Source organism: Rhizobium sp. Leaf384, from assembly GCF_001424065.1.
GTDB lineage: Bacteria > Pseudomonadota > Alphaproteobacteria > Rhizobiales > Rhizobiaceae > Ferranicluibacter.
Window position 1 is genome coordinate 351,279 of record NZ_LMQE01000001.1, and the last position, 17,358, is coordinate 368,636.

Genomic DNA, 17,358 nt, shown 5'->3' on the forward strand with positions numbered 1-17,358 from the left:
CCATGCCGACTGCCAAACACGCTTCCTCGTCCGCCGCAATCATCGATATCGCCACCCGCCGCGTCCGGCTCGACATCCGCGACCCCGCCTTCTACCGCGACCCGCTGCCGACCTATGCCGCCTTGCACGCCACCTGCCCCGCCTTCTACTGGGAGGAGCCGGGTCAGTGGTTCTTCACCGGCTACGATCAGGTGAACGCGCTGCTGCGCGACCGCCGCTTCGGGCGCCAGATCCTGCATGTGGCGACCCGGGAAGAGCTGGCCATGCCCGATCCGAAACCGCATCTCGCCGATTTCGACCGGTTGGAGCACCATTCCTTGCTGGAGCTGGAGCCGCCGGCGCACACCCGCCTGCGCACGCTCGTCAACCGCGCCTTCGTGTCGCGGCATGTCGAAACGCTGAGACCCGACATCGCCGCACTCTGTCACCGGCTGATCGACGGGTTTGCGGACGACGGACAGGTCGAGCTGCTGAAGACCTATGCCGAGATCGTCCCGGTCACGGTGATCGCGCGCATGCTGGGCGTCCCGGTCGACATGGCGCCGAGCCTGCTCGACTGGTCCCACCGCATGGTGAAGATGTACGTGTTCAACCCCTCCGTCGAAACGGAGCACGATGCCAACCGTGCCTCGGCGGAGTTCGACGCCTATCTGCGCGAGATCATCGCCTTCAAGCGCGACCATCCGGGTGACGACCTTCTGTCCCACATGATCGCGTCGGAAAAGGACGGCGAACGGCTGAGCGAGGACGAACTGGTCTCGACCGCCGTCCTCCTGCTCAACGCCGGACACGAGGCAACCGTGCACCAGCTCGGCAACGCCGTGGCGGCCATTCTGGAGTCCGGCGCGGAACCGGCTGGCCTCTTTGCCGACGACGGCACCACGGAGCGCACCGTCGAGGAGTGCATGCGCTACGCCGCGCCGCTCCACATTTTCCAGCGCTACGCCCTGTCCGACATCGCGCTCGAGGACGGCATCTCGCTGCGCAAGGGGGACCGCATCGGCCTGCTGCTGGCGGGCGCCAATGTCGATCCGCGCCGGTTTACCGATCCGCTCGCCTTCCGCCCCGCGCGCAACGAAGGCCCGCACCTTTCCTTCGGCGCGGGCATCCACTTCTGCATCGGCGCCCCGCTTGCCCGACTGGAGCTCAAGCTCTCGCTGCCCATCCTGTTTGAACGGCTGCCCGGTCTGCGCCTGGCAGCCGAGCCGGCGTTCAAGGACAGCTATCACTTCCACGGCCTGGAGCGGCTGGACCTCGCCTGGGGCTAAGCGCGGTCGAGCCGCTCCGGCGCGCTATGCTCACACCCGGATGACATAATCCTTGCGAGTCGTTTCAAGCACTTCCCACGTTCCCTTGAAGCCCGGCCTGAGGACGAGACTGTCGCCCGTCTTCAGGTCGAAGATGTCGCCCTCGTCGCTGGTGACGACGGAATGGCCCGACAGGACGTGGAAATATTCCCACTCCTCGTAGACGATCCGCCACTTGCCGGGTGTCGCCTCCCAGATGCCGGCATAGAGGCCGCCGGGGGCCTCCTCGACGTTCCAGGTGCGAAACTCCGGGGCGCCGGCAAGCAGGCGATCCTCAGCGGGGGCGCCAATATCCGGCTGGATACCGGTGATGTCGAAGGCGAGCGCAAAGGTCATCGCCATCAGACCTTCGCCAGCGACTGCTCGAGATCGGCGACGATATCGGCCGCATCCTCAATGCCGATCGACAGGCGGACGACCTCCGGCCCGGCTCCGGCCGCCACCAACTGCTCGTCGTCCAACTGGCTGTGGGTGGTGGAAGCCGGGTGGATGACGAGCGAGCGCGTGTCGCCGATATTGGCGAGATGCGAGAGCATCGCGACGCCTTCCACGAAGGCTTTGCCCGCGGCATAGCCGCCCTTGAGCCCGAAGGTGAAGACGGCCCCGGCCCCGCGCGGCGAATAGCGCTGCTGCAGCGCATGGTTCGCGTCGCTCTCGAGGCCCGCATAGTTCACCCAGGCCACCTTGTCGTGCTGGCTGAGATAGCGGGCCACGACGAACGCATTGTCGCAGTGGCGCTGCATCCGCAGCGGCAGCGTCTCGATGCCGGTGAGCAGCATGAAGGCATTGAAGGGCGAGATGGCCGGGCCGAGATCGCGCAGGCCCAACACCCGGCAGGCGATGGCAAAGGCGATGTTGCCGAAGGTCGTGTGCAGCACCATGCCGTTGTAATCGGCGCGGGGTTCGGAAAGGGCGGGATACTTGCCCGATGCCGACCAGTCGAACGTGCCGCCATCGACCAGGATGCCGCCCATGGAATTGCCGTGACCGCCCATGAATTTGGTGAGCGAATGCACGACGATATCGGCGCCGTGCTCGATCGGCCGCACGAGATAGGGCGTGGCCATCGTGTTGTCGACGATCAGCGGCAGGCCGTTGCGATGAGCGATCTCCGCGATGGCGGCAATGTCGACGAAGGTGCCGCCCGGATTGGCGAGACTCTCGATGAAGATCGCCTTGGTGCGTCCGTCGATCGCCGCCTCGAAGCTTTCGGGGCTGGCCGTGTCGGCCCAGCGCACCTGCCAGTCGAAGGCTTTGAACGCTTGCCCGAACTGGTTGATCGAGCCGCCGTAAAGCCTGCGCGCAGCAATGAAATTGTCGCCCGGCGACATCAGCGTATGGAACGCGATCAGCTGGGCGGCATGGCCGGAGGCCACCGCCAGCGCCGCCGTCCCGCCTTCCAGCGCTGCAACGCGCTCTTCCAGCACGGCCTGGGTCGGGTTCATGATGCGCGTGTAGATATTGCCGAAGGCCTGCAGGCCGAAGAGCGACGCGGCATGATCGGCATCGTCGAAGACGAAGCTCGTCGTCTGGTAGATCGGCGTCGCCCGTGCGCCCGTCGTCGGATCCGGCTGCGCCCCAGCGTGGACGGCCAGCGTATGAAACCCCGGTGCTTGCGTCATATCGTATCCTCCCTCTCGCGGACGCCTCTCCGGCGCCCGATCGTGCACGCTCCCGGCGCCCGCGCGATGATGGTCGCGTTTCAGCCTCGGGAACTTGTCCTGGGCACTATTCCAGAGCCGGAGGCCGATCGGAAGGGGGACGGAGCGGCTATACCGGGCGGATCCAGCGATCTTTCTCTCGGAAAAGACGCGGCTTTAGAATTTCATTCTCCTCAGCCGACGAGCCGCGGATACTCGATGGCCGGGCAGCGATCCATCACGACCTTGATGCCGCGTGCTTCGGCCTTGGCGGCGGCAGCGTCGTTGCGCACGGAGAGCTGGCCCCAGATCGCCTTCGGCAGCGGCTCGAGCGCGAGGATTTCGTCCACCAGGGCCGGCAGGGCATCGGCGGCGCGGAAGACGTCGATCATGTCGACCGGCTCGGGGATGTCCTTTAGACGCGCATAGACGAGACGGCCCAGAAGCTGGTGACCAGCCAGGCCCGGATTGACCGGATGGACGGCATAGCCCTTGCGCAGGAGGAAGCCCATGACACGGTGGCTCGGACGCTCCGGATTGGCAGACGCGCCGACAAGCGCGATCGTTCGCGTCGAGCGCAGAATATCGGTGAGATAGATATCCGGGTACTGATCGTGATTCATGCTGTCCTCCTGCCTCTCTTTCTGACGTGGGTCATCGGGCTTTCCAAAGGAAAAACGTCGGCCGACGGAAAAAACGTCGACCCGGGGGAAAAACGTCGGGCAACGGGAAAAACACGGGCGGGACCGTGTGTTCCCGGAAAACGTGGATTTCCGGGTCGAACCCCCCTCTCGGCGCTGTGCATAGCGGCCGAACCTGTCACAAAACCGTCACGCCGGAGGCGCGCGACGCTTGCGGTCGCCACCCCGGCTTGCGACAACGGACGGGCGCTTTCGCTTCGTCCCACCATCCGGTTTGCCCGTGCCGCTCGACGTTCTTCTCTTCGTTCTCTTCGGTGCCCTGCTGCATGCCGGGTGGAACGCGATGGTCAAGGCCGGAACGGACAAGTCGCTGGACGCCGCGATGATCGCGCTCGGCGCCGCCGTGATCGCCTGGCCGTTCCTGCCCTTCATGCCGCTGCCGGACGCGCGGGCGGTGCCGTTCCTGCTGGCCTCGGCCCTGTTGCAGTTCGGCTATTTCCATCTGGTCGCCGCCGCCTACACCGCCGGCGATATCGGCCTCGTCTATCCCTTGATGCGGGGCGGCGCCCCGCTGCTCGTCGCTGCGGCCAGCAGCATGATCGTCGGCGAGACGCTGACCCGGGGCGCAACGCTGGGTATCCTCGCCATCTCCGCCGGCATCTTCACGCTAGCCTTCGAAGGGCGGAGCAGCGGCAGGCGGGCCCTCACGCTCGCGCTCATCAATGCGGTCTTCATTGCCGCCTACACCTTCGTCGATGGTCTCGGCGCGCGGCTGTCCGGCAATGCCATCGCCTATACCCTATGGATGGCGCAGCTTCCGCCCGTGCTGCTGCTCGGCTGGGCGATGTTCAGGCGGGGAGCGCCGCCGGTGATCGGCCATATCCGGCGCAATGCCTGGCGCGGCCTTGTCGGCGGCGCCGGCTCGATCGGCTCCTACGGCATTGCGCTCTGGGCCATGACCCGGGCGCCGGTCGCAACCGTCGCGGCCCTCCGGGAGACCTCGATCCTCTTTGCGATCGTGATCTCGGTCACCGTGCTGAAGGAGCGGATCAGCCCGTTCCGCATCGCAGCCGGATGCCTCATTGCGCTCGGGGCGCTGATGCTGAAGCTCGTCGACGCCTAGCGCTTCGGCCAGACGGGCGTGCGGTTTGCAAGAAACGCCGCCATGCCCTCGACCGCATCCGGTGTCAGCGCGCTCGCGGCTTCCGCCTGTGCCGCCTGTGCGGCGGCGTCCTCCCGCGACATCGCGGCCTGCCGTGCGAAGGCAGACTTCACGCCTTGCTGCGCGCCCTGCGATTTCGAGGCGATGACGGCGGCATATTTGTCGACGACCTGCCGCAGATACTGTTTCGGGACGATGCGGTTCACGAGGCCGAAATCCTTGGCGGTGGAGGCGTCGATCGTTTCCCCCGTCAGCAGCATCTCCATCGCCTGCTTGCGGCCGGCGGACCGCGCCAGCGCCACGACCGCCCCCATCGGCGCGACGCCGATATTTACCCCGGGCGTGCAGAAGGTCGCCGTGTCCGTGCAGATGGCCAGATCGCAGGCCGCCACCAGCTCGCAGCCGGCCGCCGTCGCCAGCCCGTCGATTTCCGCGATGACGGGCTGCGGCAAGGTCGAGATGGCCGTCATGAGCCGGGCCGAGCGCGCAAAAGCGGCCTCGAGCGCCGCGCGGCCGGCATCGTCATCCGATCGCCGCCGGTCCAGGTCCTCGAGATCGAGACCGGCCGAAAACACCGCTCCGGTTGCCGCGAGGATGACGACGCGCAGCGCGGCATCGCCCGCCGCAGCCTCGAGCTCGCTCAGGAGCGCGTCGACGACATCCGTCGAAAGCGTGTTGAGCGGCGGATGGTTCAGCGTCAGGCGAAGGACATCGCCGTCGCGCACGCGCAGAACGAGGTCGCGCGGCTCGGGGCGGCGCAGGGAAACGATATCGGCCATGTCGGCTCCTTTTCGGGGGCAAAGATGCGACCTCCAGCTACGCCGCGCGCCCCGTGCTTTCAAGCCGCAGCGCCGCAAATGGCCGCGCCACAGCGGAAAACGTCACCAAAACGCGTCACATTTATTGTGGTATCATCTTACCACATAGATAACCCATTGTTTTCGTTAACGGCGGCTGGAGCCCTGCCCGACCGGTCCTCTTGACGGGCCGACCGGCCTCCCCTTATAAGCCGCACTGTTCACGGGCGTCCGCGTCCGTGTCCACTTTGCAGGGTCGTCCTCCGGGTCGCTTTCCGCAAACCAAGCAACAAAAAACGCCCGGCGGCAACGTATCGGGTTCCCAACGAAAGAGTTTCATCATGTCAACCTTCGTTCAGAAGCCTGCAGAGGTGGAGAAGAAGTGGATCCTCATCGACGCCGAAGGCCTCGTTGTGGGTCGCGTCGCGACCATCATCGCCAACATCCTGCGCGGCAAGAATAAGGCCACCTACACTCCGCATGTTGACGACGGCGACAACGTCATCGTCATCAATGCCGAGAAGGCCGTGCTTACCGGCAAGAAGTACACCGACAAGAAGTACTACTGGCACACCGGCTACCCCGGCGGCATCAAGGAGCGCACCGCGCGCCAGATCATCGAAGGCCGCTTTCCGGAGCGCGTTCTCGAGAAGGCTGTCGAGCGCATGGTTCCCCGCGGCCCCCTCGGCCGTCGCCAGATGAAGAACCTTCGCGTCTACGCAGGCACGAACCATCCGCATGAAGCCCAGCAGCCGACCGTTCTCGACGTCGCCAAGCTGAACACGAAGAACGTAAGGAGCGCCTGATCGTGGCCGACCTCTCCTCTCTGAAAGAACTTGGCACGGTCGCGGAAGCCAGCAACGCTGCTCCCGTTCATGTCAAGAAGATCGACGCCCAGGGCCGCTCCTATGCGACCGGCAAGCGCAAGAACGCCGTTGCCCGCGTCTGGGTCAAGCCGGGCTCCGGCAAGATCACCATCAACGGCAAGGCCTACCCCGAGTATTTCGCACGTCCGGTCCTGCAGATGATCCTGCGTCAGCCGATCTTCGCGGCGGCTCGTGACGGCCAGTTCGACATCGACGCCACGGTTGCCGGCGGCGGTCTCTCCGGTCAGGCCGGTGCCGTTCGTCACGGCATCTCCAAGGCCCTCACCTACTACGAGCCGGGCCTGCGCACCGTGCTCAAGAAGGGTGGCTTCCTGACCCGCGACAGCCGCGTCGTCGAGCGTAAGAAGTACGGCAAGGCGAAGGCCCGTCGTTCGTTCCAGTTCTCCAAGCGTTAATCGCTTCGGATCACGCACAGTGTCAAAGGCGGGGCTTCGGCTCCGCCTTTTTCCGTTTGGGGATGTGGGCCGGCCTGAGAGCCGCCGTGATGTCCGAGCCTCCCGCCATGGTGCCTACCGCGCGGGATGGCCGGCGGCGTCGGCGACGGGTCCCGTCGGCAGCACCGGCACGGTCGGAAGCTTGTCCAAGATCGCGGCCACCACAAGCCGGGCACCGGACGCGGTAAAATGCAGGGTGTCGGCCAGATAAGGCAATCCGGCCGATGTCAGAGCACATGTGCCGCCCTGCGAACGCGCGCAAAACACCGCCTCCGGAAACACCTTGATCGTCCGAGGACTGGCCACAGCGTCGAGCACGGCGCGGCTCCGCGCGCTGTTCTGGACAAAGTCGGCATAGGCCATCGTCACCTCCGGTCGCGCCACGCCGGCCAACATCTGCTGCGTGACGGTGCCGATGACGTTCACAGCCGGTTTAGGATGGGGATAGACGAGCACCACACGACGGCCCGACGCTTCGATCGTCGCGATCGTGTCCCGGAGGCGCTGCCGGATTTCGGGCGGAACCTCATCGCCGGCGGACTGGGTCACCCCGTCGATCTGGTATTCGGGATAGGACAGGAACACGATCCATGACGCCGCCATCACCACGGTGGTGATCTCGGGAGACGCGAGGATCTGCGCGAGCGCGCTTTCGTTAAACGGGCTGCAATGCGCGCTTTTGGCAACGGACGGAACCGACACCCCGGGAAGCGGCGCGCAGTAACCATGGGTGAGCTGCTGCAGGCTCGTCCCGCGCCTGTCCAGTTCGGCGGCCAAAACTTCCGACACGGATGCGGAGATGGAATCGCCCCAGATGGCATAGGTGACGGGATGGCCCGGGTTGTGAAGACAGTCCTTCAGCGGGAAGACGGGAAGATCGGCTTCGGCCGTATACAGGCACGCCTTGTTCCACGCGCTGGCGCGGACCATCGCGGTGACGGCTGACGGCAAGCGCCAGGGCAGGCCCTTGGTCACATTTCCTGCAACGCCGGTGGACACGATCAGCGCGGCTGCGGCGCCGCCGAGAAGGCGCGGCGTTTTCGAACCGATCCGCCAAGGGCCGATGTGTTGCCGAACCGGCTGCTCGACATACCGCCACGACAGAATGGATACGGCGACGGCCGCAAGGGACAGGGCGATCATGACCGGAAGCGTCGGCTCCCCCATGCTGCGAATGCGTGCGAAGGCGAAGATCGGCTGATGCCAGAGATAGAGACTGTAGCTGACGCGCCCGAGCCCGACGAAGGGCGGCCATGACAGGAGGCGCCCCATGATGGTCCGCTCGACCCCGAAGACAAGCAGAAGGCCGGTCCCGAGGACGGGACCGAGCGTCAGAAACGATGGCCAGTCCTGCTGCGACGTCGGAACGAGGATCGAGAGGGCAATGAGCGCGAAACCCGCAAGAGACGCCGCCTCGTTGACGCGACGCGACCGGGAACATCCTGTGAAGGAGAACAGGCCGCCCGCCAGAAGCTCCCAGGCGCGACTGGTCAGACAATAGAAATTGACCGTCGGGAAAGCCCGGACTCCGATCAGACAGACCATGAAGCTGAGGAAACAAAGCCCGGCCATCGCGGGGACGAGGCGGCCTCTCCCCTTGCGGGCGACCAGGAGGACGAATACCGGAAACAGCAGATAGAACTGCTCCTCGACGGCCAGGCTCCAGGTGTGAAGCAGGGGCACACGATGCGCATCCGGCGCGAAGTAGCCTGCCTTTGTTGCGAAGTGAATGTTTGCATAGGAGAACAGGCTCGCCAGCAGGGATTGCGCATAGTCCTTGAAGTCGAGCGGCAGCAGCCAGATCCAGGCAAAGGGAATCGTGGCCAGCAACATGACGAGCAGTGCCGGCAGAATGCGCCTCGCGCGCCGCTCGTAAAACGCCCGCATCGAGAACCGGCCGGCATCGATGTCCCGGACGATGATGCCGGTAATGAGATAGCCGCTGATGACGAAGAAGATATCCACCCCGAGGAAGCCTCCCGGCAGATACGGCAGGCCCGCATGGTCGAGAACCACGGCGGTGACAGCCATGGCGCGAAGGCCGTCGATCTCGCGTCTATGAAGCATGCCGTCTCATCCAAACCCCTGCGATAACACGGCATCTCCTAATTTAGTCATTCATCTTTGACAAGCCGATCGGCCCGCCTCGGTGCCCAAGCCCGGCGTTTCGGTGCGCAGCCTCTCCAACGGGAGGAAAGTGTCTTGCGGGCGCTGCGGAATTCCAGCAGGTTCCGGCGCAAACGTCCTGCGGAGTTCTCATGGCATCCAAGACCATCGATCACGCGATCACGGCCCCGTCCCTGAAGAGTGCCGCGTCGGATCCGACACATGCCGGCATCCTGTCCTTCATGCGGCGCAGATATACCAAGCGCCTGACCGGAGCGGACGTCGCCGTCTGGGGCGTGCCCTTCGATGCGGCGACATCGAACCGGCCGGGCGCCCGCTTCGGGCCGCAGGCCATTCGGCGGGCATCGGCCATCTTCGACAACGATCCGCAACACCCGTTCCAGCGCGACCTCTTCGCCGAGATGGCGGTGATCGATACGGGCGACTGCCTGCTCGATTACGGCCACCACGCAAAGACGCCCGCCACGATCGCCCGGGAGGCGGCGCGGATCATCAAATCGGTGCCCTACCTGCTGACGCTCGGCGGCGACCATTTCATCACCCTGCCGCTGCTGCGGGCGCACGCCGCGCGGCACGGGCCGCTCGCCCTCGTCCAGTTCGATGCGCATCAGGACACCTGGCCCGACGCGGAAGGCAGGATCGACCATGGCTCCTTCGTCGGTCGGGCCGTGCGCGAAGGGCTGATCGATGTCGCACGCTCCATCCAGGTCGGCATCCGCACCCATGCGCCGGACGATTTCGGCATCCGTATCCTCCCGGGCGATGCGGTCGAGGACATGACCGCCTCGGCCATCGCCGCCGAGATCGTCGCGCAGGCCGGCGGGGCGCCCGTCTATCTCACCGTCGATATCGACTGCCTCGACCCGGCCTTTGCGCCGGGCACGGGCACGCCCGTTTCAGGCGGATTCTCCAGCGCCAAACTTCTGTCCGTGCTTCGCCGGCTGGCCCCGCTCGACATTCGCGGTTCCGACGTGGTCGAGGTCGCACCGGCCTATGATCACGCCGACATCACCGCCATTGCTGCATCCACCGTCGCCATGTATATGCTCGGCCTGCGTGCGGAGCGGCTGGCCGCCGGCCGCTGAACATTGCCGGCAAGGGCCGCCACACTGTTATCAAACAGAATCAACGGCGTGAGAGACTGAGTCCGGCACACGCCCCAACCTCTTGAACCGACGGGACAAAGACATGACGGCTAAGATCTTCATCGATGGCGAGCACGGCACCACGGGATTGCAGATCCGCGCCCGCATGGCCGACCGCACGGATGTCGAGCTCCTGTCGATCCCGGAGGCCGAGCGGCGCAATGCCGCCATGCGCGAGGACCTGCTGAACAGCGCCGACATCGCCATTCTCTGCCTGCCCGACGATGCCTCGCGTCAGGCCGTGGCCATGCTGTCCGGCAACGACGCCGTGCGCATCATCGACACCTCGACCGCCTATCGCGTCGCGCCGGACTGGGCCTATGGCTTCGCGGAGATGGATGCCGCCCAGGCCGAGAAGATCCGCGGATCGCGCTTCGTCGCCAATCCCGGCTGCTATCCCACGGGCGCCATCGGCCTCGTGCGGCCGCTGCGCCAGGCCGGCATCCTGCCGGAGGCCTATCCGGTGAGCGTCAACGCCATCTCCGGCTATACCGGCGGCGGCAAGCAGATGATCGCCCAGATCGAGGATCCTCAAAATCCGGATCCGATCACCTCGCCGGGCTTCCTCTACGGCCTGCCGCTCAAGCACAAGCATGTTGCCGAGATGAAGATTCACGGCATGCTCGGACGCACGCCGCTGTTTTCCCCGTCGGTCGGCAAGTTCCCGCAGGGAATGATCGTGCAGGTGCCGCTGTTCCTCGAGGAGGTCGGCAACGGCGCGACGCTCGAAAGCATCCACGGCGCGCTTTTCGCGCATTATGCCGGCCAGGACGTGGTCGAGGTCGTGCCGCTGGAGGTCAGCGCCGCGCTGGCGCGTGTGGATGCTGTGGAACTGGCGGGTACGGACCGCATGAAGCTCTTCGTCTTCGGAACGCCCGGCGGCGAGCACGTCAACCTCGTGGCCCTGCTCGACAATCTCGGCAAGGGCGCCTCCGGCGCCGCCGTCCAGAACATGGACCTGATGCTGTCGGCCTGAGCATCGCTCTCCGGCGACGTCTTGACGAGATGACGCATCGCCCCGCCTCCCTTGCGGCGCCGGGGCGATGAGGATCGGCTGCCGCGGCGTCGGTCAGCCGTGCACGGTCTGCGCTTCCAGCGGATATTCCCCGAAGAAGCCGCGAAAATGGGCAATGGCAAAGCCGAGCACGACGAGCGCGCCGCCCTGATGCGCCACGCCCCAGCCGATCGGAACCTGCAGCAACAGCGTCATGATGCCGATCGAGGCCTGCAAGAGCACCAGGCCCGCGAGAACGACGGCCCGTCGGGCATGGCTCGAGCGTGGTGCAAGACGCAGGTTGGCGATCATGTGCCCGAGAACGAGCGCCAGCAGGACATAGGCGCCGCAGCGATGCACGAACTGGACGGTCTTCGGATTCTCGAACAGGTTTCGCCAGGCCGGGCTCTGGATGAAGAGATCGCTTGGGATCAGGGCACCGTCCATCAGCGGCCAGGTGTTGTAGCTGAGGCCGGCATCGAGCCCTGCGACCAGCGCGCCGAGATAGATCTGTACGAGCGCCATCAGCGCGATCGCGCCGGCGACCACATAGGAATAGCGCGTCGGCGGGGCGTCTCCCCGGTGCGGCGTCAGACCGCGCAGGATCCAGAGACAGGCCGAGAAAATCAGGCAGGCGATGATGAGATGGGTCGCCAGCCGGTACTGGCTGACATCCGTCCGGTTGACGAGGCCCGAGGAGACCATCCACCAGCCGACGAAACCCTGGAAGCCGCCGAGCGCCAGAATGCCCAGAAGCGGCAGCTTCAGCCGCCGCTCGATTCGCCCCGTCAGCCAGAAGAAGGCGAGTGGCAGCGCGAAGATCACGCCGATCGACCGGGCCAGCGCCCTGTGTGCCCATTCCCACCAGAAGATGGTCTTGAAGCCCTCCATCGTCATGTCGCTGTTCATCTGCTGATATTGCGGAATCTGCTTGTAGAGCGAGAACTCTTCCTCCCACTCAGCCTCCGACAAGGGCGGAACGACACCGTGGATCGGCTTCCATTCGGTGATGGAAAGCCCCGATTCGGTCAGGCGCGTGGCGCCACCCACGAGCACCAGCGCAAACAGCGCGAAGACGACGAAGCCGAGCCAGAGACGGATCTGCCGGCGATGACGCCGGGCGCTGTCGATCTCAAGCCTCGGTTTCTCCGGGGTCGTCGTCTGCGTCATCATGGGGTTGGCACTGGTCATCGCGCTGCTCCGTTCGCCCTGCTGGCGGTCGCCGGGGACAAGGATCAGGAAATGTCCGCGGGTCCAGCGTTGATTTGCATCACTCGGGCAGGCATGACAAGGAGGGCCTTTGCGGCATGCCGTCGCGGCCGGTGGGCGCGACACAGTGCAGCGCCATGTGCAGCGCCCTGTGCAGCGCCAAGTGCATCGCTGCACCCAGGCCTGAAAATCGCAGCGAATGGAGACGTTTGAGACAATGCCGGTACGCCTTCGCAAACTGATCGGGACGATCCTCCTCCTCGTGCTCGTCATTTCCTACGCCATCATCGCCACCGTCGTCGCCGAAGTCCGGCTCGGCGCGTCCCCGTGGTGGGTCCATCTCCTCTACTTCTTCTTCAGCGGTCTTCTCTGGGTGCTTCCGGCGATGCTCATCATCAAGTGGATGGAAAAACCCGGCAAGCGGTGACACGATCCGGTCTGGCCGCGGCAGAGGGATCACGCCGATGAAGATCGCCGTCATCGCAGACATCCACGGCAATGCCGCCGCACTCGAGGCCGTGTTGGCCGACATCGACGCGCAGGGCATCCGCCGGATCGTCCATCTCGGCGACGCCCTCAGCGGCCCGATCGATCCGGCGCGCACGGCCGAGCTTCTGATGGCACGCGACCTTCTCTCGATCCGCGGCAACCATGATCGCGCCCTGCTGACGGCCGCGCCCGACGCCATGATCGCAACCGACCGCTTCACCCATGCGGCCCTCTCGGACCATCACTTCGCATGGCTTGAAAGCCTCGAACCGACACGACGGGTGCCCGAGCACGGCCTTTTCCTCTGTCACGGCACGCCGGACTCCGACCTTACCTACTGGCTGGAGGACGTCTCGCCCGACAGCATCGTCCACCGGGCCGGTGCGGCGCGCATCGAAAGATTTGCTGCCGGCATCGCGCTGCCCCTCCTCCTGTGTGGCCACACGCATATCCCGCGCCTCGTCACGCTGTCGGATGGACGCATGATTCTCAACCCCGGCAGCGTCGGTTGCCCCGCCTATGCCGACGACCAACCGGTCGCGCACCGGGTGGAGACCGGAACGCCGCGTGCGTCCTATGCGGTCGTCGATCGGGCGGCGGACGGCACCTTCGATGTTGCCTTCCGGCTCCTGGCCTACGACCATCTCGCCGCGGCCGCGCGTGCAGCAGCGAACGGTCGCCCGGATTGGGCGCGGGCGCTGGCCACGGGATGGATGTAACGGCGCGGGACGCGTTAACCGCATGGTAACCGCATCTTGGAATATCGCGCCGCCGCACGGCGGATTTACGCAGCCTTAAGTCAACATCAGCGGCTTTACAGGCTAGATGCCGGCAACGTGTTTCAGACGGAGGGCTCATTCGCGATGAATGCCCAGATCACCGCCCTTTCTCTCGACGCGCCGCGCGCCGGACCACACGGATCGGCCAAGCGCGGCAGCGCTCCGGCCGACCTGATGCCGACCGTTGCCGGCCCGCCGGATCTCGTCTTGTCCGTGCACGTGTCGATGTCGGCCCTGGAAAAGGACTGGCGCCTGCTGGAGGCGTCGAATGCCGCCTCGATGCACCAGAGCTTCGACTGGTGCGCCAGCTGGCTGTCGACCCATGTCGAGCGTCCGCTCCTCGTGCGGGGTCGGCTCGGCGACCGGACGATCGTCATCCTGCCGCTCGAACTCGTCCGCAACGGTCTGTTCCGCACGGCACGCTTCATCGCGTCGCCGCACAACAATATCAATACGGGCCTCTTTGCCGACGATCTCGGCGGCCTGTCGCGCGAGCAGCTGGCCGCCGGCGTCCTGGCCGGCCTGACCGTCAAGCTTGCCCACGTCGCCGATATCGTCACGCTGGACAAGATGCCGCGCGAATGGCGCGGCGCGGTTCATCCGCTCGCGTCGCTGCCCTTGATCCGGCACCAGAACGCCTCCTACCAGCTGCCGCTCTTTCCCGATTTTTCCGCAACGCTCGCGCAGATCAACGCAAAACGGCGGCGCAAGAAGTTCCGCCTCTCCGAACGGCGGATGGAGACCTATGGCGGCTACGACTACATCGTCGGCGAGAGCCCGGAGGAGCAGCGCGCGATCCTCGACGTGTTCCTAATCCAGAAGGCGGTGCGTTTCGAGGCGCTGGGCCTGCCCAACGTCTTCCGGGATCCGGCCACGCAGGCTTTCCTGCGCGCCGCGGTCTCGTGTCCCGGCGCGGCCGAAAACCATCCGCTCGCCCTGCATGCGCTGCGCCTGCGCGGCGAGGCCGACAGCCGGATCGTCGCGGTCGCGGGCGTGTCGCGCAAGGGCGACCATATGATCTGCCAGTTCGGATCGATCGACGAAACGCTGGCAGCGGATGCGAGCCCGGGCGAGCTTCTGTTTCACAGGATCATCGAGCGTGCCTGCGGCGACGGTGTCGCCCTGTTCGATTTCGGGATCGGCGACCAGCTCTACAAGCGGTCCTGGTGCACGATCGAGACGCCGCTCTACGACATCGTCGTGCCGCTGACGCTGCGCGGTCGGATCGCGGCGGGCGTCCACCGGGTTCTCGTCCGGATCAAGCGCGCCATCAAATCGAACCGCCAGGTCTATGGCCTCGTGCAGCGGCTGCGCCAGAAGCATCAGGGCAAGGCCGCGCCGGAGCCGACGGCAACCGACGCGGATTGATGCGAGGAGCCGGTCGGCTCAGGCGGCGCGGCGGTCCGGTTCCGGCACGGTGTCACCGGCAGGAGGAAGGCCCGAAAGGCTTGCATCCATGATCTGGATGCGGTCGTAGCCGGCCTCGGCAAATTCCGTGATGATCTCGACCAGATCCTCGGCCGAAACCGCAGGCACCGAGAAGATGATCTCGACGTCGCCGGCCGGCGCCAGGCGCGAAACCGCAGCGGCATCCGCATCCGCACATTCGACGAGAACGAGATCGTAGGCGTCGGTCAGCGCCGCGACGATCGCCTGGAGGCGGTCGATCGCCTGCATGGCAATCGCCGGATCTGCCGTACCACGCGGAACGACATGCGCATCCGAGCCATGATCGGCATGAAGGGCATCGCCGAACGCGATATCCTCGACAAGGAGATCGGTGATGCCCGGCAGGTCGGCCGACGGTGCCATCAGGCCGGTCGGGCAGCCGGAAGCCGTGAGATCGATCAGCACCACGCGCCGCCCCTCCTCCGAGACCATCCGGGCGAGCGCAACCGTCTGCACGGAGCCGGCGTCGCCGGTCGGCGAGACGACGAAGGCGAGCGGCACGCGATCGACGATCAGCGCAGCCGCAACGTTCTCCACGAAGAAGCCGTCGAGCGGCACATCGGTCTCGTCGTCGTGTCCGGTCGTTTCCGTCACAGCGGAGGCGACGGCAATATTGGCGGCGGCCGCAGGGCGGGCCGTCTCGCGTACGCTCTCGTGCGGCTTGGCGTCTGGCCGGAAGGACCAGCCGCGCCGGGGTGTCGGCGTCGAGGGTGCAGGCGTTGGGGGTGTCGGCGGCAGCTGCGGAGACGCCGCGCGCGGGAGAGCACCGGGCGCGCCGACGGGCCTGAGGGCGCGGCCGCTGAAGAGCTCCTGCAACAGGATCACGATGCAGCTGAGCAGGAACGCGGCCATGGCGGCGACGATGGTGATCGGCAGGATCTTGGGGAAACTCGCCTCCGTCGGCTCGACGGCGCTCGAGATCACGCGCGCATCGGCCGGCGCGGCGCTCGCCCCGGTGCGCGAGCTCGCCTCGCGGTAGCGTGACAGATAGGTTTCCAAAAGCTGGCGTTGGGCGGCGGCTTCGCGCTCCAGGGCGCGCAGGCCGACCTCGTCCTCGCCGGCCTTGGCGGAGGACGCCTTCAGCGTGTTCATCTGCTGCGTCAGCTGGCGCTCGCGAAGCTCGCCGACCTTGGCCTCGTTTTCGAGGCTTGCCAGGATCTTCTGCGTCTCCTCGCGGATCTGCGCGCGGATGCCCGTCAGCTGCGAGCGCAGCGCCTTGATGCGCGGATGCCCGTCGAGCAGGGTCGTCGACAGGTCGGCGATCTGGTTCTGGATCTGCGATTCCGACTCCTTCAGCCGCTGGATCATGGCGGAGCCCACGACCTCGTTCAGCGTTTCGGCACCGCGTCCGCTGGACAGGGCGGACCGGACATTCTCCGCCCGCGCCTCCGCATTTGCCCGCTCGCCGCGAACGCGGGCGAGCTCGGTCGAGATGTCGGTCAGCTGGCGGGTGGCGAAGGTGCCGGTATCGCCGGAGGGCAGAAGGTCGGAGGTGGCGCGATACTCGGCGATCTTCGCCTCGGCCGCACGCACCTTTTCGCGAAGGTTGGCGATCTCGGGCTCCAGCCAGCGGCTGGCCTCGGTGTTGCTGTCGAGCTTCGCCCCGGCCTTGAGCGAGAGGTAGATCTTGGCGATCTCGTTGGGAATGGCGGCGGCGAGCGCGCGATCCTTGGAGGTAAACTGGATGCCGATGACCCGCGACTTCTCGACCTGGTAGACCTGCAGCTTCTCCTGGAATTCCTTCAGCACGCGTTCCTCGGGCGGCATGTCGAGCGGATTGCGCTTGAGGCCGAGCATGACGAGGATGTCGGAAACGGCGGAGGGATCGGCCGTCGGATCGAACTCCTTGAACTCGTGCAGCCGCATGTTGCGCGCCACCTGCTTGATGAGGTCGACTGAGCGCAGCAGCTGCACTTCGCTCGAAATCCCCGGCTCGTCAAAGGATGTGGCGCTGGAAGCGGACGGCTGGAGCGTCGTCGAGCTGAATTCCGGCTCGCGCGGCTCGATCAGCAGCCGCGCCTCGCTGTCGTAGCGCGGCGAAATCATGTGCGCCCCGGTAAAGGCGAGCGCCGCCACGGCCACCGTGGTCAGGAGCACCCGCGTCCGGCGACGCCAGATCGCCCCGAACAGACCGCCGAGGTCGATATCCACGTCCTGTTGACTGCCGCTGAAGCCTGACATCCACGCACCTGTACCCGAGTCCTGTTGGCGGGCACGGTAAACAAAGATGGTAACCCGAGCGTTAACGATACCGGTCACAACCTGGCCGGACGATACTTTAGAGCATTCGGAAACGTC

The 17,358-nt window shown here is 65.9% G+C and carries 16 protein-coding genes; 9 read left to right on the plus strand and 7 right to left on the minus strand.

Features of this window, described 5'->3' with window-relative positions; genetic code table 11:
- Positions 1-2: 2 nt before the first annotated feature.
- Positions 3-1,268, plus strand: coding sequence for a cytochrome P450 (locus ASG25_RS01715; RefSeq protein ID WP_062468451.1), 1,266 nt, complete (start codon positions 3-5; stop codon positions 1,266-1,268).
- Positions 1,269-1,298: 30 nt separating this feature from the next.
- Here ASG25_RS01715 and ASG25_RS01720 read toward each other — a convergent pair whose 3' ends face one another.
- The 3 genes from ASG25_RS01720 to ASG25_RS01730 all read right to left on the minus strand — a co-directional run bounded on the left by ASG25_RS01720 (position 1,299) and on the right by ASG25_RS01730 (position 3,570).
- On the minus strand, positions 1,299-1,643 hold the full coding sequence (locus ASG25_RS01720) for a cupin domain-containing protein (RefSeq protein ID WP_062471888.1): 345 nt from the start codon (positions 1,641-1,643) through the stop codon (positions 1,299-1,301).
- Positions 1,644-1,648: 5 nt separating this feature from the next.
- Positions 1,649-2,929: an O-acetylhomoserine aminocarboxypropyltransferase gene (locus ASG25_RS01725; RefSeq protein ID WP_062468453.1), complete on the minus strand. Its 1,281-nt coding sequence runs from the start codon at positions 2,927-2,929 to the stop codon at positions 1,649-1,651.
- Positions 2,930-3,141: 212 nt separating this feature from the next.
- The gene (locus tag ASG25_RS01730) at positions 3,142-3,570 is read right to left on the minus strand and encodes a CoA-binding protein (RefSeq protein ID WP_062468455.1); all 429 of its coding nucleotides are present in this window, start codon (positions 3,568-3,570) and stop codon (positions 3,142-3,144) included.
- 298 nt (positions 3,571-3,868) lie between these two features.
- Between ASG25_RS01730 and ASG25_RS01735 the strand changes: the two genes are divergently transcribed.
- Positions 3,869-4,711: an EamA family transporter gene (locus ASG25_RS01735; protein WP_062471891.1), complete on the plus strand. Its 843-nt coding sequence runs from the start codon at positions 3,869-3,871 to the stop codon at positions 4,709-4,711.
- Here the strand turns inward: ASG25_RS01735 and ASG25_RS01740 are convergent.
- On the minus strand, positions 4,708-5,529 hold the full coding sequence (locus ASG25_RS01740) for an enoyl-CoA hydratase-related protein (RefSeq protein ID WP_062468456.1): 822 nt from the start codon (positions 5,527-5,529) through the stop codon (positions 4,708-4,710). The two genes, ASG25_RS01735 and ASG25_RS01740, sit on opposite strands and share 4 nt — an antisense overlap.
- Before the next feature lie 359 nt (positions 5,530-5,888).
- On the opposite strand from ASG25_RS01740, the gene rplM reads away from it, so the two are divergent.
- Together rplM and rpsI are read left to right on the plus strand one after the other, a co-directional pair.
- Positions 5,889-6,353, plus strand: a complete 465-nt coding sequence (gene rplM / locus ASG25_RS01745) for a 50S ribosomal protein L13 (protein WP_062468458.1) — start codon at positions 5,889-5,891, stop codon at positions 6,351-6,353.
- Positions 6,353-6,829, plus strand: a complete 477-nt coding sequence (rpsI, locus tag ASG25_RS01750; protein ID WP_200934699.1) for a 30S ribosomal protein S9 — start codon at positions 6,353-6,355, stop codon at positions 6,827-6,829. The genes rplM and rpsI overlap by 1 nt, the downstream gene beginning before the upstream one ends.
- A gap of 114 nt (positions 6,830-6,943) precedes the next feature.
- Here the strand turns inward: rpsI and ASG25_RS01755 are convergent, their stop codons facing one another.
- The gene (locus tag ASG25_RS01755; RefSeq protein WP_062468462.1) at positions 6,944-8,935 is read right to left on the minus strand and encodes an acyltransferase family protein; all 1,992 of its coding nucleotides are present in this window, start codon (positions 8,933-8,935) and stop codon (positions 6,944-6,946) included.
- 191 nt (positions 8,936-9,126) lie between these two features.
- On the opposite strand from ASG25_RS01755, the gene speB reads away from it, so the two are divergent.
- Complete coding sequence (speB, locus tag ASG25_RS01760) at positions 9,127-10,080, plus strand: agmatinase (protein WP_062468464.1); 954 nt, start codon at positions 9,127-9,129, stop codon at positions 10,078-10,080.
- Between the two features lie 103 nt (positions 10,081-10,183).
- A complete protein-coding gene (gene argC, locus ASG25_RS01765; RefSeq protein WP_062468467.1) occupies positions 10,184-11,116 on the plus strand; it encodes an N-acetyl-gamma-glutamyl-phosphate reductase in 933 nt (310 codons plus the stop codon).
- Between the two features lie 93 nt (positions 11,117-11,209).
- Here argC and ASG25_RS01770 read toward each other — a convergent pair whose 3' ends face one another.
- Positions 11,210-12,304 (minus strand): COX15/CtaA family protein, encoded by a 1,095-nt coding sequence (locus tag ASG25_RS01770; RefSeq protein WP_244479336.1) that lies wholly within the window; start codon positions 12,302-12,304, stop codon positions 11,210-11,212.
- 256 nt (positions 12,305-12,560) lie between these two features.
- Between ASG25_RS01770 and ASG25_RS01775 the strand changes: the two genes are divergently transcribed.
- The 3 genes from ASG25_RS01775 to ASG25_RS01785 all read left to right on the plus strand — a co-directional run bounded on the left by ASG25_RS01775 (position 12,561) and on the right by ASG25_RS01785 (position 14,979).
- Positions 12,561-12,770 (plus strand): DUF2842 domain-containing protein, encoded by a 210-nt coding sequence (locus tag ASG25_RS01775; protein WP_062471894.1) that lies wholly within the window; start codon positions 12,561-12,563, stop codon positions 12,768-12,770.
- A 37-nt stretch (positions 12,771-12,807) separates the two neighbouring features.
- Positions 12,808-13,551, plus strand: coding sequence for a metallophosphoesterase family protein (locus ASG25_RS01780; protein ID WP_062468471.1), 744 nt, complete (start codon positions 12,808-12,810; stop codon positions 13,549-13,551).
- A gap of 144 nt (positions 13,552-13,695) precedes the next feature.
- On the plus strand, positions 13,696-14,979 hold the full coding sequence (locus ASG25_RS01785) for a GNAT family N-acetyltransferase (RefSeq protein WP_082479810.1): 1,284 nt from the start codon (positions 13,696-13,698) through the stop codon (positions 14,977-14,979).
- An 18-nt stretch (positions 14,980-14,997) separates the two neighbouring features.
- Here ASG25_RS01785 and ASG25_RS01790 read toward each other — a convergent pair whose 3' ends face one another.
- Positions 14,998-17,241 carry a Wzz/FepE/Etk N-terminal domain-containing protein gene (locus ASG25_RS01790; protein ID WP_062468474.1) on the minus strand — a complete coding sequence of 748 codons (2,244 nt, stop codon included), beginning with the start codon at positions 17,239-17,241 and terminating at the stop codon, positions 14,998-15,000.
- Positions 17,242-17,358 lie beyond the last annotated feature (117 nt).